This is a genomic window from Serratia sp. 14-2641 (genome assembly GCF_001692375.1).
In the GTDB taxonomy this organism is placed as follows: domain Bacteria; phylum Pseudomonadota; class Gammaproteobacteria; order Enterobacterales; family Enterobacteriaceae; genus Chania; species Chania fonticola_C.
Genome location: NZ_LXKR01000066.1, coordinates 369,861 through 391,844 on the forward strand (window position 1 = coordinate 369,861; position 21,984 = coordinate 391,844).

Below are 21,984 nucleotides of genomic sequence, written 5' to 3' on the forward strand. Positions count from 1 at the left end.
AGTGTTGCATCCACCAGCAACACTGGCTATAGCATGGGTTAAATATATCACCGTGCTGTAATATTGCACCAGCGCATCGCCTTGTTCGTTTAATTTACTGAGAGAAAGAGCGGTAATGTTAAAAACCACTTTATTGTTTTTTGCCACAGCGTTGGCCGAAATTATTGGCTGTTTCTTGCCTTATCTGTGGCTAAAGAAAAACGCCAGCGCCTGGCTGTTGCTGCCTGCGGCCCTCAGCCTGATGCTGTTTGTCTGGTTGTTGACGCTGCATCCTGCTGCCAGTGGGCGAGTCTATGCTGCCTATGGTGGAGTCTATGTGGCAACGGCGCTGCTTTGGCTGCGAGTAGTAGATGGCGTGAAGTTGTCGACCATGGATTGGTTGGGGGCCGGAGTGGCACTGCTGGGGATGCTGATTATCGTTTCTGGCTGGCGTACTGCGTGAGCCAAAATGGCAGGGCTGGTGCCCTGCCACAGAGTAGGACTATTAACCGCGATGAATGCTCAGCCCGGCAAAGGACTGGCTGACCGGCATCATTTCCAAGGTATTGATATTGACGCGGGCAGGTAGCGTTGCCACCCAGAATACCGCTTCGGCAACATCATCCGGCGTCAGGGCATCTACCCCTTGATAGGTTTTATCTACCTTGCCGTCATCCCCTTTGAAACGCACGTTGGAGAACTCGGTGCCGCCAACCATACCTGGCTCAATATCGGTAACGCGTATATGGGTGCCGTGCAGATCTGCGCGTAGACCCAGGCTGAACTGTTTAACAAAGGCCTTGGTAGCGCCGTAAACGTTACCACCGGCATAAGGCCAGTTGGCGGCGGTGGAGCCGATGTTGATCACATGGCCAACGTTACGTTCTACCATGGCTGGCAGCAGCGCGCGGGTCATGTTGACCAACCCTTTGGTGTTGGTGTCGATCATGGTTTCCCAATCGTCCGCATTAGCCTTGTGCGCAGGCTCCAGGCCCAGCGCCAGACCAGCGTTATTCACCAGCACGTCGACGTTGCGCAGTGCAGCGGGTAACTCTTCGATGGCTTGCTGGATCGCCGCACGGTTGCGGACATCCAAACGCACGATATGCAGCGCCTCACCTAATTCTGCCTGCAGCGCCTCCAGGCGCTCCACACGACGGCCAGTGGCAATCACCTGATGGCCTTCACCGATAAACTTGCGGGCAATAGCTTCACCAAAACCGGAGGTAGCGCCCGTGACAAAAATAATCATGCTGCTGTTCCTTAACTGTTTTTAGCCTGCATCCACTCTAACGCGGTTGCATTAACCCTGCAATTTTAACCGGTGATGGCCGGCACGTGGTAAACCACACAGTCGTATTTGATATTCTCGCGGCGGCCTTGCACGGTGCCACCCAGCGATTCGGCAATGCGGCGGCTTGGTGTGTTCTGCTCGGCGACCGGGTAAATGAAATACGGCGGGTGGTAGCGCTCGCTGGCCCACTTCGCCATGGCATGGACGATTTCGCGGCCATAGCCGTTACCGTGCAGGCTCTCTTTCACCCAGATCCCGAGTTCCGGTTTTTGCTGGTGCAGATTATGCACGCCACCCATGCCAACGAACTGCTTGCTGTCACGCAGTCGTGCCACAAAGATGACTTCTTCACCTTCACGGATCAACGGTAGCCAGCCTTCCCAGACGTTGGCAAATGCCTCGGGAGACTCTTCTGGTTCAAAGGTCATAAAACGCGTTAGCGTAGGGGTGATCGCCTGGTAAACATCGTCGGCGTCTGCTGCGGTAAAGGGGGCAATCAACAACCGATCGGTATTCACACGGCACTGAGTAAGGTCACTGTGCATCATTATTATTACCTCGCTTTTCAGGCCTAAAACGGCAAAAATCCGCTCCCGTTAAAACGGGGCGGATCATCGATATTACGTTGATTAGCGGCAGATGCGACTTATTTTTTTACCAGGTGAGGGGCAAGGAGCAAAAGGTCGGCCGCAGAGAGACGATCCGGCGCGGTTGAGGCTTGGTGCCAGTAGGGATAAATCAGCGGCGGACGGCTCACTTCTTCCAAGCGCCGCAGCTCTTCTTCGTTGAGGATCAGGTTGGCCGCGTGCAGGTTATCTTTGAGCTGCTCTGCGTTGCGGGCACCGATGACCACCGAAGTGATCGTTGGGCGAGCCAACAGCCAGGCCAGCGCGATTTGTGCCGCAGAGATACCGCGGGAATGAGCGATATCCACCAGCACCTCAACAATATCAAACAGCGCGTCTTGATCACGCACCGGCGGCTCACCCCAGTTGGCCAGATGGCGCGTGCCTTCCGGTGTGGGTTGATTACGGCGGTATTTGCCCGAGAGCAGGCCACCGGCCAATGGGCTCCAGACCAACACTCCAAGCCCCTGATCCTGAGCAACAGGCAGCAGTTCATATTCCGCTTCGCGCGCCTGCAGGCTGTAATGGATCTGTTGGCTGACCGGGCGCACCAATCCCAACCGTTCCGCGCTGCCCAGGTGTTTCATCAGGTGCCAACCGGAGAAGTTGGACAAACCGGTGTAGCGCACCTTGCCGCTGCTCACCAGATCCTCAAGCGCCCGCAGCGTTTCCTCCACCGGTGTGATGCCGTCCCACTCGTGTAGCTGATAGAGATCGAGATAGTCGGTATTCAGGCGTTTCAGGCTGGCTTCGCAGGCGCGGATCAGGTGGTGGCGTGATAACCCGGCATCGTTCGGGCCACTGCCCATAGGGAAACGGGCCTTGCTGGCGACCAGCACTTCGTGGCGTTTACTGCCCAATGCCTGACCGAGGATTTCCTCCGATTGGCCTGCGGAATAGACGTCGGCGGTATCGAACAGGTTGATCCCCGCATCAATACACATGGCGATTTGATTGCGCGCTTCGTTAACGTCTGTCGCGCCGGTTTTGGCGAACTTGCCTTGTCCTCCAAAGGTCATGGTGCCTAAACTTAGAGCCGAAACTTTAAGGCCGGACCGGCCAAGTTGACGGTATTGCATCGTTTAACTCCTTACTTTGGTTGCCATAGATTTTTCAGACTTAGAGGCGCTTTTCCTCTGGCGGATTTCATTGCCCGCCTCTGCGCCCAGCGTAAAGCTATCTAACACCGCCACCAGGGCGATCACGCCAATCACAATAAAGGCCAGTTGGAAGTCGGCCAGCGGCACTACCCCCTGTTGCTGCGGCATCAGCATCTCCGCCAACCGCAGTGCCAGTGCGCCGATGGCGATCCCAAGGCCACTCCCCATCTGCTGGGCCATATTGAATAGCGTGTTGGCTCCGCTCATGCGGGGTTGCGGCACTTCGGAAAACGCCAGCGTATTCAGCGCGGTGAACTGCATTGAACGTGTCAAACCACTGACAAACAGCAGCGTCAAGATCAGCCAGATGGGGGTCTGCGGGGTTAGCAGCGCGCAGGCAAAAATGGTGGCGGCATTGAGTAAGCCGTTGACCACCAGCGTGGTACGAAAGCGGAACCGGTAGAGGATAGGTGAGGTGAATGGCTTCATCACCAGATTACCGGCAAACACCGCCAGCACCAGTAACCCCGCATCGAAGGCATTCAGTCCAAAGCCGATTTGGAACAGCAAGGGCAGCAGGAACGGCACGGCACCGATGGCGATGCGAAAGAGCGTGCCGCCTTTAATCGTGACGGCGTAACTTTTTATCCGCATCGCCCAGAGGTCCATTAAGGGATAGGCGTGGCGTTTGGCGTGACGTATCGCCAGGCTTCCCAGCGCCAGGCTAGCAGCCAGACATAACAGAGGCACCAGCCAGGAAAGTTGCGGGCTGTTGATCAGATCCAGCCCAAACATCAGCCCAAAGCAGGCGACTCCGGTGAGTGCAAAACCCAATCCATCAAAGGGAACGCCTTTCTGCGCGGGTTCATGAGGGATCAAACGCCAGGCGAAGAACAGGGCCAACAGGCCAAGCGGCACGTTGAGGATAAAAATCCAGTGCCAGGAAGCGTAGGTGGTGATGAAACCGCCAACCGGTGGCCCCAGGACCGGGGCGGCTAACCCCGGCCAGGTGATAGTGGCAATGGCGTTGATCAAATCGGGTTTGGCAGTATTGCGCAGCACCACCAGGCGGCCAACCGGCACCATCAGCGCGCCACCAAAGCCTTGCAGGATACGAGCCGCGGTAAACTGTGGCAAGGTGGTACTGAGGGCGCATAGCACCGAGGCCAGGGTAAAAATAACGATGGCGGCGGTGAAAATATTGCGAGCACCAAAGCGGTTGGCGATCCAGCCGCTGGCGGGGATAAACACCGTCAGGGTAAGAATATAGGCCGAAACCCCAATGTTCATATCTACCGGCTGTACGCCAAAAGCCGCCGCCATTTGCGGCATCGCGGTAACGATCACCGTGCCGTCCAGGTTCTCCATAAAGAACGCCCCGGCAACCAGCAGGGGGAGCGCGCTAGCGCGGGAGAACCAACTCATGGACGCCCCCAACTGGAGCTGGGTAAATACGCATGCATAACAGAAATCCCGTTTCAAAAATCACCACGTCGGATTTTTGAGCATAACGCATCATAGGGAGGTTAAAAAGAAGTTAATGTGGTGATTATTAGCGGGCACAGCAAGTGTGCCCATCTAGATGTATCGTGTGTCCGCCCGCGTATGGTAATTACCAGGATAAATGTATGATACCGTCGATAAACTCGGCTTTAAAACTACTCAGGTCGGCCACGGTGGCCTTGATTTGCGGGGAGGAAATCGGCACGCCGTCACCGATGACGATCACTTGCCCACCGGCGGCAAGGGCGGAGTTCACGCCAGAAATCGCATCTTCAAAAATCACGCATTTCTGCACCGGCAGGCCAAATCCGGCTGCCGCCATCAGATAGGGTTCTGGATGGGGTTTGCCGTGCACGATATCTTCCGAAGTGATCATCATGTGGGGCCGTGGGATGCCTGCGCTGATCATGCTTTGCATCGACACTTTCTTGGCGCCGGAGGTGACAATTGCCCAGCATTGCGGCGGCAACTGGCGCACTAGCTCAACGGCACCGGTAATGGCACCAACCTGGCTGAGAGCCTCAATGGCGAGCGTTTTGACTTCATCAACGCACTGTGGATTGTCAAAGTAAGGGGAGACGATCCGCAGCGTTTCCTCGATGGTGCGCCCGTGAATATTTGCCAGGACATAGTCTACATCCAGATGATGCCGGGTTGCCCATTCGGCCCACAATGTCTCTATACAGGCCCCTGAGTCCACCAGGGTGCCGTCCAGGTCAAACAGTACTGCCTTGCAAGCGATAGCGTTCATAAGTCCCTTTGATTTAAAGCTTCGGTTTCCCAATAACAACAGAGTGGCGGTAAGGTCTTGTTGACGGAAATCAAGTGATGGCCTGAACCACCGCCGGGAAGTGAAAAAATGCGGCCCTGGTGTGCCTTACCAAATTAACTTTCTGCCTGCTCTGGGCGTAAACAGTTGCGTTGGCCATCTTGCCTGTCGGTTTGCTACCACCATAAGAAATCGATATTGGACGAAAAATCGGTCGTTCGCTTTAATAGTGCAAACAATTAAAATCAACCTTTGGAAACCGAGTATGTTCACCATCAAAATTGACGATCTTACCGATCATGCCGTGCAAACATTAGTGGCTTATCATATTTCTGGCATGTTGGAGCAATCTCCCCCAGAGAGCAGCCATGCGTTGAACGTTCAAAAACTTCGTGACCCGGCCGTGACATTTTGGTCTGCGTGGGAAGGGGATCAATTAGCCGGGATTGGTGCGTTGAAAATGTTGGATGCAAAGCATGGCGAGCTGAAATCAATGCGCACGGCGGAGGCGTTTTTACGTCGTGGCGTGGCGAATCAATTCTTGCTGCACATCCTGCAAGTCGCGCGCGCACGGGGCATTTCGCGTCTCAGCCTGGAAACGGGGACACAGCCGGGATTTGCCGCCTGTCATCAACTTTACCGCAAGCATGGCTTTGTGGATTGCGAACCGTTTGCAGAATATCAGCCTGATCCAAACAGCAGATTTATGACACTGGTTTTGTAGTTAAGGCAGATACGGAACTCACGTATTTCATTTGATATCTTTATTAAAGAAATGATTGGCAATGTTTTGAAATCGTTTTATTACACTCACTGAGTGGGTAGCATAAAGTCATATAAAGTCAACGTGAATGATTGGTTTTATTAATTGATGCATGAGCAATGAATTGCCAAAATTCCAACCTGTTGCATCAATTATGTTTTTTATCCTGACATAACCCTCTTTTATCCATTACGCCACGTTGGCCCAGTCTTAGACACTCATTCATAGTCAAAAAACGACCAGCCGACCTTGCATTCAAGTCATGGCGGTATAAATTAATATCATTACCGCCATTAAAACGGTAATAGACCCACGAGCTAATCATGCTCGTAACAGCAGTGGCTATAGCACGACATAATAATAGAGGATAATCACGATGAAACTTCGAGTACTCTCTCTGATGGTGCCTGCTTTGCTGATGGTTGGCAACGCAGGCGCCGCTGAAATCTACAACAAAGACGGTAATAAACTGGATTTGTACGGTTTAGTTGATGGCCTGCACTATTTCTCTGATAACAATAGCGTTGATGGCGACCAGTCCTACATACGTATGGGTCTGCGTGGTGAAACGCAGATTAACGATCAGCTCACTGGCTATGGCACGTGGGAATACCAGGTCAACGTCAACACCCCGGAAAGCGAAAACAATGCCTTCACCCGTTATGGTTTTGCAGGACTGAAGGCCGTTGATTATGGCTCATTCGATTATGGCCGTAACAATGGCGTACTGTATGACGTGGCAGCTTATACCGACATGCAGCCAGAATTTGACGGTTCCACCTATGGAGCCGACCAGTTCATGTTCCAACGCTCAAACGGGCTGGCAACCTATCGTAACAATGATTTCTTTGGTTTGATTGATGGCCTGCATTTTGCTGTGCAATACCAGGGTAAAAACGGCAGTGCGGAAGAAACTAATAATGGTCGCGACGTTCTGGGTCAGAATGGTGATGGTTATGGTATGTCGGTGAACTATGATATTGGCTACGGCATTAGTGCAGCAGGTGCCTTCTTTAATTCCAAACGTACCAGCGAGCAAAATGGCGGTGGCGCATATAGCGGCATCATGGGGCGTGGTGACCATGCAGAAGGTTATTCAGGCGGCCTGAAATATGACGACAGCAATACCTATGTGGCCGTTATGTTTACCCAGTCCTATAATGCAGCGCGTTTCGGCAGTTCAGACAGCGAGGCTTATGGCTACGCCAATAAAGCGCAAAGTTTTGAGGCTTATGCACACTACCTGTTTGATTTCGGCCTGCGTCCATTTGTGGGTTATAACCAAACCAACGGCAAGAACCTGGGGCAAGCTGCCAACGGCAATACCTACGGCAGTGAAAACCTGGTCAAGTTTGTTGACTTGGGTGCGACCTATTACCTCAACAAAAATATGTCCACCTATGTGGATTATAAAATCAACCTGTTGGATGAAAATGACTTCACCAAATCGGCCGGTATTAATACCGACGACGTGGTTGCTGTCGGCCTGGTTTATCAGTTCTAATGACAGCGAAATAAGTCAGCTTATGGTAACGCGGCCTTCTGGCCGCGTTTTTTCTTTGTTCTCCCCCCGCAGTATGCAGCCGCTAGCCTGTTGAGAAATTTCCAGTTATTTTTGCTCAAACGACCATCTGAGCCTAAGCTAGGCTATGTTGCTGAATTTACAGCTTCTATCCAATTGGACGCAGCGTCCCTACATTAAGACATGGAGGAGTTTCGATTTGATGCGTTTATCAACCCTGGTACTGGCGATCGGCGTTGCGTTAAGCACGCCCGCGCTGGCAGAAACCAATACCCAGACAAAGGAGGCGAAAGTGGCCGGAGAAGTTAAACAGGATAAGCAGGGAGAAAACCCGTTCTTTGCCGCCAGTCAGTTACCATTCCAGGCCCCGCGTTTTGATGTCATCAGCGAAAGCGATTATGCGCCGGCCATTGCCGCCGGTATCCAGCAGAAACTGGCAGAAGTCGAAAAGATCGCCAATAACCCGGCTGAGCCTACGTTCGACAACACCTTCGTGGCGCTGGAAAAAAGTGGCGCCCTGCTGACGCGCACCATGAACGTGTTCGGCGCTATGACCTCCGCCAACACCAGCGACGCACTGCAAAAGCTGGATGAAGAAACCTCACCGAAGCTGGCGGCGTTAGACGATGCCATCATGCTGAACAGCAAACTGTTTGCGCGCATCAAGGCGATTTACGATCGGCGTGATAGCCTCAACTTGGACGCCGAGTCCCTGCGGCTGGTAGAGGTTACCTACAAGAACTATGTGCTGGCCGGGGCCAATCTTTCGGACGCGGATAAAACCCAACTGAAAGCGTTAAACCAGGAAGCGGCGACGTTGAGCACTCAGTTCACCAATAAATTACTGGCTGCCAGCAAAAACGGTGCGTTGGCAATAACGGATAAAACCCTGCTGGCCGGGCTTTCAGAGGGTGAGTTGGCGGCAGCAGCGCAGGCGGCCAGTGAACGTAAGCTGGATAAGCAATGGCTGTTGGTGTTGCAAAACACCACGCAACAGCCTGATTTGCAAAACCTGCAAGATCGCGATACTCGTCACAAGTTGTTCGAAGCTTCGATCAACCGTGCAGAAAAAAATGACGCCAACGATACCCGCCAAACCCTGGCGCGGTTAGCTAAAGTGCGTGCCGAGCAGGCCAAACTGCTGGGTTTCCCGAACTATGCCGCCTGGAAGTTGCAAAATCAGATGGCGAAAACTCCGGATGCGGCGTTGGCGTTTATGCGTAATATCGTGCCTGCCGCCACGGCCCGGGCAGAGCGTGAGGCCAAAGACATTCAGGCAGTGATCGATCGGCAAAACGGCGGTTTTAAGCTGGCCGCCTGGGATTGGCAGTTCTATGCCGAACAGGTGCGTAAAGAGAAGTACGATCTGGATGAATCACAGATCAAGCCTTACTTTGAGATGAACAACGTGCTGCATAACGGCGTATTCTACGCCGCCAATTTGCTGTACGGCATCAGCTTTAAAGAGCGCAAAGATATCCCGGTTTATCATCCGGACGTGCGGGTATACGAAGTATTTGATAAAGACGGCCAGTCTCTGGCGCTGTTCTACACCGATTTCTTTAAGCGTGACAACAAGGGCGGCGGTGCCTGGATGAGCAACTTCGTTGAGCAGTCCAAACTCAACGGTACCAAGCCGGTGATTTACAACGTCTCCAACTTCACCAAACCCGCAGCGGGTCAACCGGCGTTGCTGTCCTATGACGACGTGATCACCATGTTCCACGAGTTTGGGCATGCGCTGCACGGCATGTTTGCCGATCAGCAATATCCAAGCCTGTCGGGCACCAACACTGCCCGCGATTTTGTCGAGTTCCCGTCGCAGTTTAACGAGCACTGGGTCAGCGATCCGCAGGTATTTGCCCACTTTGCCAAGCATTACCAAACGGGTGAGGCGATGCCGCAGGTGTTGGTCGATAAAATCAACAAGGCCGACAAGTTCAACAAGGGCTACGCCATGACCGAGCTGTTGGCCGCCGCGCTGCTGGATATGCATTGGCACATGCTGGGCGCCGAGCAACCGCAGCAGGACGTGGACAAGTTCGAGGCCGCATCGCTGAGCCAGGACAAGATCGACCTCAGCTATGTGCCACCACGCTATCGCTCCAGCTATTTCCAGCATATCTGGGGCAACGGCTATGCCGCCGGTTATTACGCCTATCTGTGGACGGAGATGTTGGCAGATGACGCCTTCCAATGGTTCAGCGATAACGGCGGATTAACGGCAGAGAATGGCCAGCGTTTCCGCGAGCAGGTGTTGTCACAGGGCAACAGTCAGGATCTGGAAAAGCTGTACGTTAAATGGCGTGGGCAAGAGCCGAGCATTGAACCGATGCTGATCAACCGCGGGCTGAAGGATAAGTAACTACCGTTTAACGCTCTCCGAGGGCAGGTGACTGCTCTCGGATGGTTATAATCGATGCCCTGAAAGAGAATTGTGTGAGGCCGATCGTTTTTCTATGCAACCGAAATTAACCGTAGTGAGATTAATCCTTTTAATTAACAGGGTTACCAACACGTGTTGGTTTAAATAACGGCAAAATCCATCCCATTGTTTTAATGAGTTTATCTTCAGCACAAAATTTTGCCCCCGCCGAAAAGCCATAAGAAAAAACGTGTTAAGCCTGGGTTAATATGATTAACGTCACAAATTAACCGCTGAAAACGGCGTAGCGACAAGTTACGATCATAATCTCAACTCCGATAGTTGCCGCTTTACTGTTGTCGGGTTCCGATTTAAAACAAACACCTGTTCAAAAACAAACAAGTGTTAATTATGACCAACCGGGAAAAACAGATACTGCAACTCCTTCGGCGGGACCCGTTGATTCAACAACACGAAATCGCCGATATTCTAGGTATTAGCCGTTCTGGTGTGGCAGGCCACATCATGAATTTGATGAATAAAGGCTATATTAAAGGTAAAGGCTATATTCTCTCCGAACACCGCTATGTGGTCACCGTTGGTTCGGTCAATATGGATGTTTGTGGTTATGCCAATACGCAGCTGGTTTATGAAGACTCCAACCCAGGGAAAATAAAGTGTACCCCGGGAGGTGTTGGCCGAAATATATCGCAAAATATTGCGTTATTAGGTGCCGAATGCCACCTGGTTTCCGTGGTTGGCGACGATTTCTACGGCACTACGCTGCTGGAACAGGCGAAATTGGCGGGCGTTAATGTGGATAATTGCCACCGACTGCATGGTGAAAATACCTCGACCTACGTTTCGTTGCTGGATGGCAATGGTGAAATGCTGGTCGCTATCAATGATATGCGCATCCTGGAAAAATTGACTCCAGCGCTGTTGTCCCATTCCAAGGATTTAATTCAGCACAGTGGCGTATTGGTGCTGGACTGCAACCTGACCGAAGACGCGTTAGCCTGGTTATTTAGCAATGCCGGTAATGTACCGGTATTTGTCGATACGGTTTCCGCTTTTAAAGCGCCAAAAATCAAAAACTGGCTCTCGCATATCCATACGTTGAAGCCAAATCGGATTGAGGCAGAAATCCTCAGTGGGATGAAAATATCCCAGGCAAGCGATGCACCGGCAGTCGCCCAATGGTTCCACCAGCAAGGCGTGCAGCGTTTAGCGTTGAGTATGGGTAGCCACGGCGTGTATTTCAGCGAAGTGGACGGCCAGCACGGTTGGTCGGCACCGCTGACGACTCAGGTCGTCAACGTCACTGGAGCCGGGGATGCCATGATGGCGGGGCTGGTGAGTTGCTGGCTTGAGGATTTCCCACTCGATCACAGTATCCGTTTTGCCCAGGGCTGTTCGGCAATGACCCTGGCCTCTGAGTTCACCAATAACCCGAACCTGTCGCAAGGCAGCGTTCAAAAACTTTTGGAATTACAATCATGCAAAATAGCCTAATCACTCATCAATATCTGGATATCGCGCCTGAAGTGGCGCTAGCCTTGGCCGAAAATCGGCCGGTGGTGGCGTTGGAATCGACGATTATTTCCCACGGCATGCCTTACCCGCAAAACGTTGAAACCGCCTTACAGGTAGAGGAAAAGATCCGTGCCAACGGGGCGATACCAGCGACCATTGCGGTGATCAATGGGCGGATGAAGGCGGGGCTATCCCATGATGAGATAGAAACGCTGGGCCGCGAAGGGCACCGGGTCGCCAAAGTGAGTCGCCGCGACTTGCCGTTTGTGATTGCCAGTGGCAAAAACGGCGCAACTACCGTGGCTTCTACCATGATCATTGCCGAACTGGCCGGGATCAGCGTATTCGCCACCGGCGGGATTGGCGGTGTACACCGTGGAGCACAGCAGACGTTTGATATTTCAGCCGATTTACAGGAATTGGCACAAACCAATGTGGCGGTGATTTGCGCCGGTGCCAAATCGATTCTGGATCTTGGTTTAACCACCGAATATCTGGAAACCCACGGCGTGCCTCTGGTGGGTTATGGCACCGATAGTCTGCCCGCATTCTTCAGCCGTACCAGCCCTTATTCCGTTAGCGTGCGCCTGGATACGCCGCAGGAAATCGCGCGGGCAATGGCCGCCAAGTGGGCTGCTGGCTTGCAGGGCGGGATGGTGATTGCCAACCCAATCCCAGAGCAGTACGCCATGTCTGAAGAGAAGATCAATCAGGCCATTGAGCAGGCTGTTCAGGAGTCCGTGGAGCAGGGTGTGTCCGGCAAGGAGAGTACGCCATTCCTGCTGGCCAGAGTCGCTGAATTGACCGGCGGCGATAGCCTGCAGGCCAATATTCAGCTGGTGTTTAATAATGCCGAGTTGGCAGCCAAGATCGCGGGTCATTATCAGCTAAATTGCGCTTAACGCTTAAATTAGCACTCTACGTTTGTCCTTGATAAAACACTTCTGCCTCGGCAGGCGGCAGGCTATTGCCGTTTGCCGAGTAAAGAAGGAAATAAACAAAATAGAAGGGGGCCTTATGGAGTTGTTGCGCAGTCTTGCAGGTATGTCGATCCTGTTATTAATCGGCTTTGTGTTTTCCGTCAATAAAAGAAAAATAAGTTTGCGCACGGTCGGTGCGGCATTGTTACTTCAGGTATTGCTTGGCGCTATTATGCTGTATGTCCCCGCAGGCAAATGGTTAATTAACGCCATTGCCAGTGGTGTCAATCGTGTGATTTCGTACAGCGATGCGGGGAGCGCATTTATTTTTGGCGGCCTGGTTGGGCCGAAAATGAATGAGCTTTTCGATGGCTCAGGTTTTGTGTTCGCTTTTCACGTGCTACCCGCCATCATCTTTATCACCTCGTTGATTTCTATTTTATATTATCTTGGGGTGATGAAGTGGGTGATCAATATCCTTGGCTATGTCTTCCAGCGGCTTATGAATATCAGCAAGGTGGAGTCCTTTGCCGCCGTCACCACCATTTTCCTGGGGCAAAATGAGCTGCCTGCGGTGTTGAAGCCGTTTGTTAAAAACATGAACCGCAATGAACTGTTCACGGTGATCTGTAGCGGCATGGCCTCGATTGCCGGTTCGATGCTGGTTGGTTATGCCGGTTTGGGCGTCCCCATCGAGTATCTGCTGGCGGCCTCGCTGATGGCTATCCCTGGGGGGATCCTGTTCGCCCGTTTGCTCAGCCCGGCGACGGAGCCTTCCCGCGTTGAGTTCAGCGAAATGTCATTCAGCGATAAACGGCCCGCCAGCATAATCGAAGCAGCGGCTAACGGTGCGATGTTGGGGCTGAAAATTGCGGTGGGGGTTGCCACGGTAGTGATGGCCTTCGTCGCGCTGATCGCGTTGATCAACGGCATTATCGGGGGCGTTGGCGGCCTGTTTGGCGTTGAAAGCGTCAGCCTGCAAAGCCTGCTGGGCTATCTGTTTGCTCCGTTAGCCTACATCATGGGCGTGAGCTGGGAACATGCCGATCTGGCAGGGGGGCTGATTGGCCAGAAACTGGCAATTAACGAGTTTGTTGCCTACCTCAGCTTCTCTCCTTACCTGAAAGAAAGCGCGATGTTACTCGATCCGAAAACCATCGCGGTGATTTCGTTCGCACTGTGCGGTTTTGCCAATTTTGGTTCGATTGCCGTGGTAGTGGGGGCATTCAGTGCGGTGGTGCCGGAAAGGGCCTCGGAAATTGCCCAGTTAGGGTTCCGGGCCCTGTTGGCGGCGACGCTGTCCAACCTGATGAGCGCCACCATTGCCGGGTTGTTTATCGGGTTAGGGGGGATTTGAAGAACCGGGGCAATTGCAGGCTAATCCGTCCTCGATTGCCCTTCACCCCAATCCTTTCCCGTAGGCGAGGGAGCTGCACGGCTTTTTGGATGAGGTTGTGCAGCTTCGGGAAGTAGGGAATAAAAACAAGAAAGGCACGGTTTTACTCAAGACAATCAACGAACTCGATCGGTTCCCTCTCCCTGTGGGAGAGGGTTAGGGTGAGGGGCATCACTACTCCAACAACCCACGCTGGCGCAGAGTGAATCGGGTCGCTTCGTTCAGATCGTAGCTGGCCAGTTCTTCCTTCCGCACCCAGGCATATTCTTCGAACTCATCATTAAGCGTGATGGTGCGGTTGGCGGCATGGCAATCAAAAATCAGGTAAATCATATAGATTTGTTCTTTGCTGCCGTCTTCGTAGGTCTTTACCCGCACGTCATCGCGAAACGTCCAGGGTTGAATGCGGTCCAGCACCAGATCGCTACCCAGTTCTTCACTTACTTCACGACGCAACGCCTCCTCGATGGTTTCTCCTGGCTCGGTCCCGCCGCCGGATAGCGCCCACTGACCGGGGAACACCCCTTTATGGGCCGCCATTTTGCACAGCAGATAGGCGTTATCGTTTTCAATTAACGGGCAAACAATAATACGTTGACGCATCGTAACTCCATGTTTCAAGGGCATCATATTGGTGCAACGCATTATACGCCAGTCACCAGGTCGGAGTTTTAAATTCTCATCTTCCGGCTTTGAGCGGTAACGGGGATGAGAACCGCGATCCTCATCCCGCTGGCTTACAGTTTGGCCCGGTACTCGTCTTCCAACCGGCTCATTGAGGCCCAGAATGGGCTTGGTGTCCGCTCCAGCAGGCGATCGGCCAGCAGATCCAGATGAGTATGCCAGCCGCTGGCAACGCTGAGCAGGGTATCGCGGTTGGCCAGACGGCGATGGGTAAGAGTCAACAGCACCTTATCCTCTTGCTCGGTCAGTTCAATAGTGACTTCAGAAGGGCGGGCTTCCCCTGTTTCTGCCCAGGTAAAGCTCACCAGGCGCGGTGGCAGAATGCAGGTGATATGCCCCATCTGGGCGATTTTACCGGCACAGGATTTGTATTTTGCCGGCGGTTTTTCATCCTCACCGGCCAAATCGGCATTGCAGAACAGTAGCTCGATTTTGGCCCCGACCTGCATGGGCATCTCACCGGCGGCCAGCCAGCTGGCACGTTTATCGGATTCGATCAGGTAGGCCCAGACGCGTTTGAGCGGGCCGGGCAGCAGCCGCTGGATCCGCAGCGTACCGGTTTCAATAATCATACCGTAGTCGTTCATGGGTTCACTCCGTCGGAGGATGCGAGTCAGTCTGCAACAGCGCTTGTTCTAGCGCGTCCAGCCGCTCATTCCAGAAATGTTCGTAGGTTTGCAGCCACTGCATGGCCTGCACCATTGGCTCGGGAGCGAGCCGGCAGATATGGTTTCTTCCCTGCACGGTGCGTTGCACCAGCCCGGCAAGCTCCAGCGCTTTGATATGCTTGGAAGCTCCGGCAAACGACATCTCGAACGGCGCAGCCAGTTCACCGATGCTGTGTTCGCCTTCGGCCAATGTGCGCAGAATGGCGCGCCTTGTCGGGTCGGCCAGTGCGTGGAAAATGGCGTCCAGCGGTGAGGAAGATAATTTAACCATATGGTTAAATATAGAACGTCAACGTCAATACTCAACCGGTTTGTTGAATATTTTTTAACCTTGTCACAATAAAAGTGTGGGTAAGGCGTTACGCCGGAGAACGATCGAGCATAGTAAGGGCGACATTCACCGCTTTTTCCAGCCGGGCACGGCTCACGCCATCCCGAGCCTGAACGGACAAGCCATGCAGGAACGCCGCAAAATAATCGCCAAGGCTCTCTGCATCGGTGTTGGCGGGCAGTTCACCAGCCTCAATCGCAGCCTGTAATCTGTCGATAATGCCTTGGGTGCGCTGTTGGCGGTGTTCCATCAACCAGTGCCTGACACCCTGATTTTCTTCACTGACGCTGACCGCAGATGAAACCACCATGCATCCTTGGGGAAGATCACCGTGGCTGTAGAGGGCAACCGCGTCGTTTAGCATTTGTTTGATGGCTTCACGCACACTGGCTTTTTCTTCGAACGCACGCTCGGCAAAGCCGCCTTCGTGGGCTTCGTAGTGTGCTATTGCTTCACGAAACAGTCGCTCTTTCGAACCAAAGGCTTTGTAGATCCGCGCCGAGGCAATGCCCAGTTCGGCCACCAGGTCGGACATTGAGGTGCCTTCAAATCCCTGTCGCCAAAATAAGTCACGTGCTTGCAATAGGGTCTGTTCACGATCGAACTCTCTGGGTCTGCCTGCCATCGTCATCTTCTCCGGTGATATTGCTGCGGGCTACAGGATCGCTTAAATGGCGGATAACGCCAACGAATTTCAAAATCCTCTTGCCGATAATTGGATTTAAGCCTATTGTTTGTCAATCGACAAACAATAGGAAAGACGATGAAAACGATCAAAGGCCCCAGCCTGCACCTTGCCCAATTTAGTGATGCAGTTCCTCCGTTCAACAGCCTGCCAGCGATTGCCGCCTGGGCAAAAGAGACCGGCTTTAAAGCTTTGCAGATCCCCGCGTGGGATAGCCGTTTGTTTGATGTGAAAACGGCGGCGGAAAGTCAAAGTTATTGCGATGACATCACTGGCATGCTGGCGCAGCACGGCCTGGTGGTCAGCGAATTGACCACGCATATTTTCGGGCAACTGATGGCGGTGCATCCAGCCTACGATGCGCTATGCGATAGCTTTGTACCGGAGGGGCTGCGTGGCGATCCGCAAGGGCGAACGCTTTGGGCCAAAGAAAACCTGCTGCTGGCGGCAAAAGCTTCTGCACGCTTAGGCCTGACTGAAATGGGCACCTTCTCCGGTTCGTTGGCTTGGCCTTATCTGTTTCCATTTCCGCAACGGCCAGCAGGGCTGATTGAAACGGCCTTCGATGAGCTGGCCAAACGGTGGTTACCCGTGCTCGACGCCTGTGATGAGCAGGGCATCAACCTGTGCTATGAGATCCACCCCAGCGAAGATCTGCATGATGGCATTACCTTTGAAATGTTCCATCAGCGCGTTGCGGCTCATCCACGCTGCCAAATGCTGTTCGATCCCAGCCATTTCGTGTTGCAACAGCTCAACTATCTGGAATTTATTGATATCTATAAAGATCATATCCGTATGTTTCACGTTAAGGACGCGGAGTTCAATCCAAGTGGTCGGCAGGGGATTTATGGCGGCTATCAGTCCTGGGCGGATCGGGCGGGGCGGTTCCGTTCATTAGGGGATGGGCAGGTAGACTTTAAAGGCATCTTCTCCAAGCTGACGCAGTACGATTATGCCGGTTGGGCCACGCTCGAATGGGAATGCTGCCTGAAGCATCCGCAAACCGGGGCGGAAGAAGGAGCTGCGTTTATCCGCAACCATATTATTCCGATCACGGATAAAGTGTTCGATGACTTTGCCGGTGCGCCGGTCAACCAACAACAAATCAACGCCTTGCTGGGCATTCGCTAACCTCCGGAGCACCTTATGACTATGCTGACTCACGGGCCATTATCCAATGGGCTCGAGGCCGAACACGTCTATATTAAAATCAACGGCCACCGTATTCACTGCGCCATCGCCGGAAGTGGGCAACCGGTGCTGCTGATCCCTGGCTGGCCACAAACCTGGTACACCTGGCGTTACGTCATGCAGGCGTTAGCTAATGCGGGCTTTCAGGCTATTGCTGTAGATCCTCCTGGTATTGGAGACTCGGACAAACCCCTCGGCGGTTATGACACCGGCAGCGTTGCCGAAAAACTCCATCAGGTCATGGCGCAACTGGGGCATCAGCGCTATGCGGTGATCGGCCATGATATTGGCATGTGGTTGGGTTATGCGTTGGCAAGCGATTACCCTCATGCGGTTAGCAGACTGGTGCTGACCGAAGCGGTGATCCCCGGCTTGGCAGAGGCACCGCCGATCTTTGTTCCCGCCGAGGACAACATCTTCCTGTGGCATTTTATGTTTAACCAGCTAACCGACCTGCCCGAAGCCTTGACCACCGGCCGAGAGGCTGAGTATCTGGGGTACATTTTCAACCGCTGGTCTTACCGCCGCGATCGAGTTGCCGCAGAAACCTATATCGCGGCTTACTCGGTGCCTGGTAGCTTGCGGGCCGGTTTTGATTATTATCGGGCCATACCGGAGACCATTCGACAAAACCAACAACGGGCTAAAATGCCCCTAACGATGTCAGTAATGACGATTGGCGCAGAGCATGCTACCCGCGATGCGCCATTCCTTACCTTGCAGGGCAAGGCTCATCAACTCCAAGGGGAAGTGGTGCCTGGCTGTGGACATTTCATTACCGAGGAGTGCCACGAGGAATTTATCGCCCTGATCCTGCCTTTTTTACAGGAGGGTAAAGCCCATGCCGTTGGATAAGCAGATCGCGCTATTTTTGCAGCAACAGGACGATGCGCCCGCACCATCTTCATTGGAGGAGCTACGTGCGCAGACGGCAGTTGGGTTACAGCGCTTGCAGGGTGCACTCCAGCCCGTCCAGAAAATAATTGAGTTCCATATCCTGGTTGGCGGTGGGCAAACTATTACCGTGCGCGGTTATATTCCCCTTAATGCACTGGAGAAAATACCGCTTCCGGCGATGGTGTTCGCTCACGGCGGCGGATGGTGTCTGGGCTCGCTTGACGTTTACGATGGGCCTTGCCGCGCGTTGGCCAATGCCACTGGGCGAGTGATCCTGTCTGTCGACTATCGCCTGGCACCGGAATACCCTTTCCCGACGCCGTTGCATGACGTTTATCAGGTGCTATGTTGGGCCTCGGAACAAGCAGCGCAAATCGGCATTGACCCTCTGCGAATTGCGCTTGGCGGGGATAGTGCGGGGGGGAACCTGGCGGCTGCGGCCGCTCTGATTGCAAGAGATCGGTCAGGGCCTGCAGTAGAACATCAATACCTGCTTTACCCTGCATTGGATAGCGAGATGGCGATGCCCAGCTTTGCCGCTTATGGCGAAGGTTACTACCTGACACAAGAGATCATGGGGTGGTGCTGGGCAAACTACCTTGGGCAGGATACCGACTCTCGGGAGCCTTACGCTTCTCCTTGGTATGCGTCAACGTTGGCAGGTTTACCACCAGCGACGATCCTGGTATGCGAATACGATCCGCTGCGGGATGAAGGTGAACGCTATGCGCAGCGACTGCAAGAAGCAGGCGTTAACGTGAATTGCCAGCGTTTGCCTGGGATGGTGCATGCTTGTATACATATGACCGGTTTGACTCCGGCTGCCCAGGTTTTATTTACTGCGCTGGAGGCATTGCCTTAATTTGTTGCCCGCCAAGGAAGGCAGGGCAATAGACCTGTTTGTGTTGTTTTGCACTATCCTTGTTACGTAAGACTCACCTTGTCCGATCAAACAGTTAAGGAAGATGCAATGTCCGCCGAAGGTAGTAACAAGAGCAGCCTGACGCTGATGGCAGGCGGTGCTCTGGGTGTGGTATTTGGCGATATTGGTACCAGCCCGCTGTATACCCTGAAAACCGTGCTGTTCCTGTCTGGGGATGCACCAACACCAGCGGTGATCCTCGGGTTGCTGTCGCTGATTTTCTGGACCTTGGTGATCGTCACCTCGGTAAAATACGCCACCTTCGCTATGCGTATCGATAACAACGGCGAAGGCGGCATCCTGGCGCTGATGTCGTTGCTGGTCAGTAAGAAGAGCACTCGACCGGTGGTGGTATTTGCCGGGCTGTTTGGTGCAGCACTCATCTACGGCGATGGGGCCATTACCCCGGCGATTTCGGTGCTTTCAGCGTTGGAAGGGTTGAACATCGTCTTACCACAGTCCAAGCCTTATATTCTGCCCGCAACCGTGGCGATCCTGGTGAGTCTGTTTGCCATTCAGGCGCTGGGCACGGCCCGCATCGGTAAAGTGTTCGGGCCGATTATGGCGCTGTGGTTTGCGGTGATTGCTGCGCTGGGCATTTGGGGCATTATCCAACACCCAGCGGTGCTGATGGCGATCAATCCGATGTATGGCGTCGAGTTTCTGTTCTCCAACGGGATGGTCAGCTTTCTGGTGCTCGGCGGGGTCTTCCTCTGCGTGACCGGTGCGGAAGCGCTGTATGCCGATATGGGGCACTTTGGTAAAAAGCCTATCTGGCTGGCCTGGTTTGCTATCGTCTTCCCCAGCCTGCTACTGAACTATGCGGGGCAGGCGGCCTTGATCTTGTCCGGTGCAGATGTGACACAAAACATCTTCTTCCGCCTGTGCCCACCCGTACTGCAGATCCCGCTGGTTATTTTGGCCACGCTAGCCACCATTATCGCCAGCCAGGCCATTATCAGCGGTGCGTTTTCCATGACGCGTCAGGCCATCCAACTGGGGTGGTTACCGCGTTTACGGGTTAAACAAACCACCGAAGAGAGCTACGGGCAGATCTACATTGGCGCGATCAACTGGTTATTGATGGCGGTAACGGTGTTCCTGGCGGTGTTTTTCAAATCCTCCGATAATCTGGCGGCGGCTTACGGGATCGCCGTTTCCCTGACCATGATCATGACTACGGGGTTGTTGTTTGTCGCCATGCGCGAAGTGTGGCAATGGAGCCTGGCGACCAGCCTGATAGTGGCAGGGGGCTTCTTCATCGTCGATCTCAGTTTCCTGGTTGCCAACATGAGTAAGGTGTTGGAGGGCGGCTATATGCCGCTGTTACTGGCCGCAGCGGTGTATGCCGTGATGCTGATTTGGCACCGTGGCGTGGTGTCTGCTTCGCAAACCCTGGACGAGAAAGTGGTGCCGGTGACCACCTTTATGACGGAGATTGAGCAAAAGGCTATCCCACGGGTACCGGGCACGGCGATCTTCCTGACGCGCTCCCAGGGAGGCACGCCGCCGGTAATGAAATGGCACGTCAAACGCAATGGTTCGCTGCATACCGACTTGCTGGCATTGAGTATCGAGGTGCAAAACGTACCGCGAGTGGCCGACGAAGAACGGTTAACCATGACCGAACTGGCACCCGACTTCTGGCGTGGCGTCGCTCATTATGGTTTTATGGAGCGGCCAAACATTCCTCAGCTGTTACGTCATCTGGAAGCGCAGCAGTGCGGCTTTAATCTCAACGACGTAACCTACTATCTGGGGCATGAAACCATTGTCAAACGTGAAGGCCGTGGCGCGATGCCAGCGTGGCAGCGTAGTCTCTTTGCACTGATGGTGCGTAACGGCATGCATGTGACCGATTATTATTACCTACCCAGCGATCAGGTGGTCGAAATCAGCCGTCGCGTACCGGTTTAATTCCGCCCTAAAAGATAACAGGAGCCAGGGAAGTGCAAGGTGTGCCAGAACAGTTTCCGTTTGAGAAAGATCGCGCCCAGTTCCGGCATTTGCCGCAGTTGCCGGGCGTGGAGCTTTATCAGGCCCATATCGATCGCTATGCATTTGAACCACACTCCCATGATGCGTTTGGCATCGGCACGGTGGAAGCCGGTGCGGAGCGTTTTCGCTACCGTGGGGCACAACATTTAGCCGCTCCGGGTGCCTTGGTGCTGATGAATCCGGACGAGCTGCATACCGGTGAAGCGGAAACGGCAGGCGGTTGGAACTATCGGATGATCTATCTGGAGCCTGCGGCGCTGGAGCGGATTTCCGGTGAGAAGGGCTGCTGGTTCCACGACGTGATCCACCATGATGCGGCGGCCGCCAAGCGGCTTTCGCAAACGCTGGCGGCGTTATGGCAAACCCGGGACACGCTGGCGCTCGATAGCCTGCTGCTGTCCGTCGTTGATGTTTTCCGTCCTCACGTGCGTATTGCTCAGCCGCAGCAGAATGAAGCCGCTCATCGTATGGTGATAGTGAAGGAGTATCTGCGGGATAACTTCGCTTCACCGATCACATTGAGCGATCTGGCAGCGTTGGTCTCGCTCAGCCCGTATCATTTCCAACGTAAATTCAAAGCGCAATTCCATGTCACCCCACATCAGATGCTGATGGCGATCCGGCTCGAGAAGGCCAAGCAGATGCTCGGGCGGGGAATGCCTGCGGCCCAGGTGGCCGTAGCTGTGGGGTTAACCGATCAGGCACATCTCACCAAAGCCCTGGTCAATCGTTACGGTGTCACGCCTGCGCGCTACCAAAAGCAGGTGATGCGTTAAGGGCACACTTGGCAAACGGAATACCAGTACGCTGCCAACGGTATTTTTACACTATG

At 53.7% G+C, this 21,984-nt stretch carries 21 protein-coding genes; 12 read left to right on the plus strand and 9 right to left on the minus strand.

Going from position 1 to position 21,984, the window contains the following annotated elements; all coding sequences use genetic code 11:
* The first annotated feature begins 115 nt into the window (after positions 1-115).
* Positions 116-442 (plus strand): YnfA family protein, encoded by a 327-nt coding sequence (locus tag A6U95_RS23040; RefSeq protein WP_065686170.1) that lies wholly within the window; start codon positions 116-118, stop codon positions 440-442.
* A gap of 42 nt (positions 443-484) precedes the next feature.
* On the opposite strand, the gene ydfG is transcribed toward A6U95_RS23040, so the two are convergent.
* From ydfG to A6U95_RS23065, 5 genes are all read right to left on the minus strand, one after another.
* On the minus strand, positions 485-1,231 hold the full coding sequence (gene ydfG / locus A6U95_RS23045) for a bifunctional NADP-dependent 3-hydroxy acid dehydrogenase/3-hydroxypropionate dehydrogenase YdfG (protein WP_021178016.1): 747 nt from the start codon (positions 1,229-1,231) through the stop codon (positions 485-487).
* 65 nt (positions 1,232-1,296) lie between these two features.
* Complete coding sequence (locus A6U95_RS23050) at positions 1,297-1,821, minus strand: GNAT family N-acetyltransferase (RefSeq protein ID WP_021804471.1); 525 nt, start codon at positions 1,819-1,821, stop codon at positions 1,297-1,299.
* 98 nt (positions 1,822-1,919) lie between these two features.
* Positions 1,920-2,978, minus strand: a complete 1,059-nt coding sequence (locus A6U95_RS23055; RefSeq protein WP_065686171.1) for an aldo/keto reductase — start codon at positions 2,976-2,978, stop codon at positions 1,920-1,922.
* Positions 2,979-2,981: 3 nt separating this feature from the next.
* Positions 2,982-4,424: an MFS transporter gene (locus A6U95_RS23060; RefSeq protein WP_065686172.1), complete on the minus strand. Its 1,443-nt coding sequence runs from the start codon at positions 4,422-4,424 to the stop codon at positions 2,982-2,984.
* 187 nt (positions 4,425-4,611) lie between these two features.
* A complete protein-coding gene (locus A6U95_RS23065; RefSeq protein ID WP_065686173.1) occupies positions 4,612-5,253 on the minus strand; it encodes an HAD-IA family hydrolase in 642 nt (213 codons plus the stop codon).
* Positions 5,254-5,536: 283 nt separating this feature from the next.
* Here A6U95_RS23065 and A6U95_RS23070 point away from each other — a divergent pair, with 283 nt between their 5' ends.
* From A6U95_RS23070 to A6U95_RS23095, 6 genes are all read left to right on the plus strand, one after another.
* Entirely contained in the window at positions 5,537-5,995 is a 459-nt protein-coding gene (locus tag A6U95_RS23070; RefSeq protein WP_065686174.1) for a GNAT family N-acetyltransferase, read from the plus strand.
* A 415-nt stretch (positions 5,996-6,410) separates the two neighbouring features.
* Positions 6,411-7,538 (plus strand): porin OmpC, encoded by a 1,128-nt coding sequence (gene ompC / locus A6U95_RS23075; protein ID WP_065686175.1) that lies wholly within the window; start codon positions 6,411-6,413, stop codon positions 7,536-7,538.
* 220 nt (positions 7,539-7,758) lie between these two features.
* Positions 7,759-9,921: a peptidyl-dipeptidase Dcp gene (gene dcp / locus A6U95_RS23080; protein WP_065686176.1), complete on the plus strand. Its 2,163-nt coding sequence runs from the start codon at positions 7,759-7,761 to the stop codon at positions 9,919-9,921.
* A gap of 411 nt (positions 9,922-10,332) precedes the next feature.
* Positions 10,333-11,436, plus strand: a complete 1,104-nt coding sequence (locus A6U95_RS23085; protein ID WP_065686177.1) for a PfkB family carbohydrate kinase — start codon at positions 10,333-10,335, stop codon at positions 11,434-11,436.
* Positions 11,421-12,359, plus strand: a complete 939-nt coding sequence (locus tag A6U95_RS23090) for a pseudouridine-5'-phosphate glycosidase (protein WP_065686178.1) — start codon at positions 11,421-11,423, stop codon at positions 12,357-12,359. Before A6U95_RS23085 ends, A6U95_RS23090 begins: the two co-directional genes overlap by 16 nt.
* A 115-nt stretch (positions 12,360-12,474) precedes the next feature.
* A complete protein-coding gene (locus A6U95_RS23095; protein ID WP_065686179.1) occupies positions 12,475-13,734 on the plus strand; it encodes a NupC/NupG family nucleoside CNT transporter in 1,260 nt (419 codons plus the stop codon).
* Positions 13,735-13,947: 213 nt separating this feature from the next.
* Here the strand turns inward: A6U95_RS23095 and nudI are convergent, their stop codons facing one another.
* From nudI to A6U95_RS23115, 4 genes are all read right to left on the minus strand, one after another.
* Positions 13,948-14,376: a nucleoside triphosphatase NudI gene (nudI, locus tag A6U95_RS23100; RefSeq protein WP_065686180.1), complete on the minus strand. Its 429-nt coding sequence runs from the start codon at positions 14,374-14,376 to the stop codon at positions 13,948-13,950.
* Between the two features lie 134 nt (positions 14,377-14,510).
* On the minus strand, positions 14,511-15,044 hold the full coding sequence (locus A6U95_RS23105; protein WP_024531294.1) for an SRPBCC family protein: 534 nt from the start codon (positions 15,042-15,044) through the stop codon (positions 14,511-14,513).
* Between the two features lie 4 nt (positions 15,045-15,048).
* Positions 15,049-15,396 carry a metalloregulator ArsR/SmtB family transcription factor gene (locus A6U95_RS23110; RefSeq protein WP_065686181.1) on the minus strand — a complete coding sequence of 116 codons (348 nt, stop codon included), beginning with the start codon at positions 15,394-15,396 and terminating at the stop codon, positions 15,049-15,051.
* Positions 15,397-15,484: 88 nt separating this feature from the next.
* Positions 15,485-16,081, minus strand: coding sequence for a TetR/AcrR family transcriptional regulator (locus A6U95_RS23115; protein WP_065686182.1), 597 nt, complete (start codon positions 16,079-16,081; stop codon positions 15,485-15,487).
* A gap of 138 nt (positions 16,082-16,219) precedes the next feature.
* On the opposite strand from A6U95_RS23115, the gene A6U95_RS23120 reads away from it, so the two are divergent.
* The 5 genes from A6U95_RS23120 to A6U95_RS23140 all read left to right on the plus strand — a co-directional run bounded on the left by A6U95_RS23120 (position 16,220) and on the right by A6U95_RS23140 (position 21,928).
* A complete protein-coding gene (locus A6U95_RS23120) occupies positions 16,220-17,275 on the plus strand; it encodes a sugar phosphate isomerase/epimerase (protein WP_065686183.1) in 1,056 nt (351 codons plus the stop codon).
* A gap of 15 nt (positions 17,276-17,290) precedes the next feature.
* Positions 17,291-18,190 (plus strand): alpha/beta hydrolase, encoded by a 900-nt coding sequence (locus A6U95_RS23125; protein ID WP_065686184.1) that lies wholly within the window; start codon positions 17,291-17,293, stop codon positions 18,188-18,190.
* On the plus strand, positions 18,177-19,094 hold the full coding sequence (locus A6U95_RS23130) for an alpha/beta hydrolase (protein WP_065686185.1): 918 nt from the start codon (positions 18,177-18,179) through the stop codon (positions 19,092-19,094). The genes A6U95_RS23125 and A6U95_RS23130 overlap by 14 nt, the downstream gene beginning before the upstream one ends.
* A gap of 108 nt (positions 19,095-19,202) precedes the next feature.
* Positions 19,203-21,071 (plus strand): KUP/HAK/KT family potassium transporter, encoded by a 1,869-nt coding sequence (locus tag A6U95_RS23135; protein WP_065686186.1) that lies wholly within the window; start codon positions 19,203-19,205, stop codon positions 21,069-21,071.
* A gap of 32 nt (positions 21,072-21,103) precedes the next feature.
* Positions 21,104-21,928, plus strand: coding sequence for an AraC family transcriptional regulator (locus tag A6U95_RS23140; protein ID WP_065686187.1), 825 nt, complete (start codon positions 21,104-21,106; stop codon positions 21,926-21,928).
* Positions 21,929-21,984 lie beyond the last annotated feature (56 nt).

What these genes read in the sequence shown, in the direction of transcription:
- A6U95_RS23040 (WP_065686170.1), top strand. Translation starts at nt 116, where the DNA reads ATGTTAAAAACCACTTTATTGTTTTTTGCCACAGCGTTGGCCGAAATT.
- ydfG (WP_021178016.1), bottom strand. Translation starts at nt 1,231, where the DNA reads ATGATTATTTTTGTCACGGGCGCTACCTCCGGTTTTGGTGAAGCTATT.
- A6U95_RS23050 (WP_021804471.1), bottom strand. Translation starts at nt 1,821, where the DNA reads ATGATGCACAGTGACCTTACTCAGTGCCGTGTGAATACCGATCGGTTG.
- A6U95_RS23055 (WP_065686171.1), bottom strand. Translation starts at nt 2,978, where the DNA reads ATGCAATACCGTCAACTTGGCCGGTCCGGCCTTAAAGTTTCGGCTCTA.
- A6U95_RS23060 (WP_065686172.1), bottom strand. Translation starts at nt 4,424, where the DNA reads ATGAGTTGGTTCTCCCGCGCTAGCGCGCTCCCCCTGCTGGTTGCCGGG.
- A6U95_RS23065 (WP_065686173.1), bottom strand. Translation starts at nt 5,253, where the DNA reads ATGAACGCTATCGCTTGCAAGGCAGTACTGTTTGACCTGGACGGCACC.
- A6U95_RS23070 (WP_065686174.1), top strand. Translation starts at nt 5,537, where the DNA reads ATGTTCACCATCAAAATTGACGATCTTACCGATCATGCCGTGCAAACA.
- ompC (WP_065686175.1), top strand. Translation starts at nt 6,411, where the DNA reads ATGAAACTTCGAGTACTCTCTCTGATGGTGCCTGCTTTGCTGATGGTT.
- dcp (WP_065686176.1), top strand. Translation starts at nt 7,759, where the DNA reads ATGCGTTTATCAACCCTGGTACTGGCGATCGGCGTTGCGTTAAGCACG.
- A6U95_RS23085 (WP_065686177.1), top strand. Translation starts at nt 10,333, where the DNA reads ATGACCAACCGGGAAAAACAGATACTGCAACTCCTTCGGCGGGACCCG.
- A6U95_RS23090 (WP_065686178.1), top strand. Translation starts at nt 11,421, where the DNA reads ATGCAAAATAGCCTAATCACTCATCAATATCTGGATATCGCGCCTGAA.
- A6U95_RS23095 (WP_065686179.1), top strand. Translation starts at nt 12,475, where the DNA reads ATGGAGTTGTTGCGCAGTCTTGCAGGTATGTCGATCCTGTTATTAATC.
- nudI (WP_065686180.1), bottom strand. Translation starts at nt 14,376, where the DNA reads ATGCGTCAACGTATTATTGTTTGCCCGTTAATTGAAAACGATAACGCC.
- A6U95_RS23105 (WP_024531294.1), bottom strand. Translation starts at nt 15,044, where the DNA reads ATGAACGACTACGGTATGATTATTGAAACCGGTACGCTGCGGATCCAG.
- A6U95_RS23110 (WP_065686181.1), bottom strand. Translation starts at nt 15,396, where the DNA reads ATGGTTAAATTATCTTCCTCACCGCTGGACGCCATTTTCCACGCACTG.
- A6U95_RS23115 (WP_065686182.1), bottom strand. Translation starts at nt 16,081, where the DNA reads ATGGCAGGCAGACCCAGAGAGTTCGATCGTGAACAGACCCTATTGCAA.
- A6U95_RS23120 (WP_065686183.1), top strand. Translation starts at nt 16,220, where the DNA reads ATGAAAACGATCAAAGGCCCCAGCCTGCACCTTGCCCAATTTAGTGAT.
- A6U95_RS23125 (WP_065686184.1), top strand. Translation starts at nt 17,291, where the DNA reads ATGACTATGCTGACTCACGGGCCATTATCCAATGGGCTCGAGGCCGAA.
- A6U95_RS23130 (WP_065686185.1), top strand. Translation starts at nt 18,177, where the DNA reads ATGCCGTTGGATAAGCAGATCGCGCTATTTTTGCAGCAACAGGACGAT.
- A6U95_RS23135 (WP_065686186.1), top strand. Translation starts at nt 19,203, where the DNA reads ATGTCCGCCGAAGGTAGTAACAAGAGCAGCCTGACGCTGATGGCAGGC.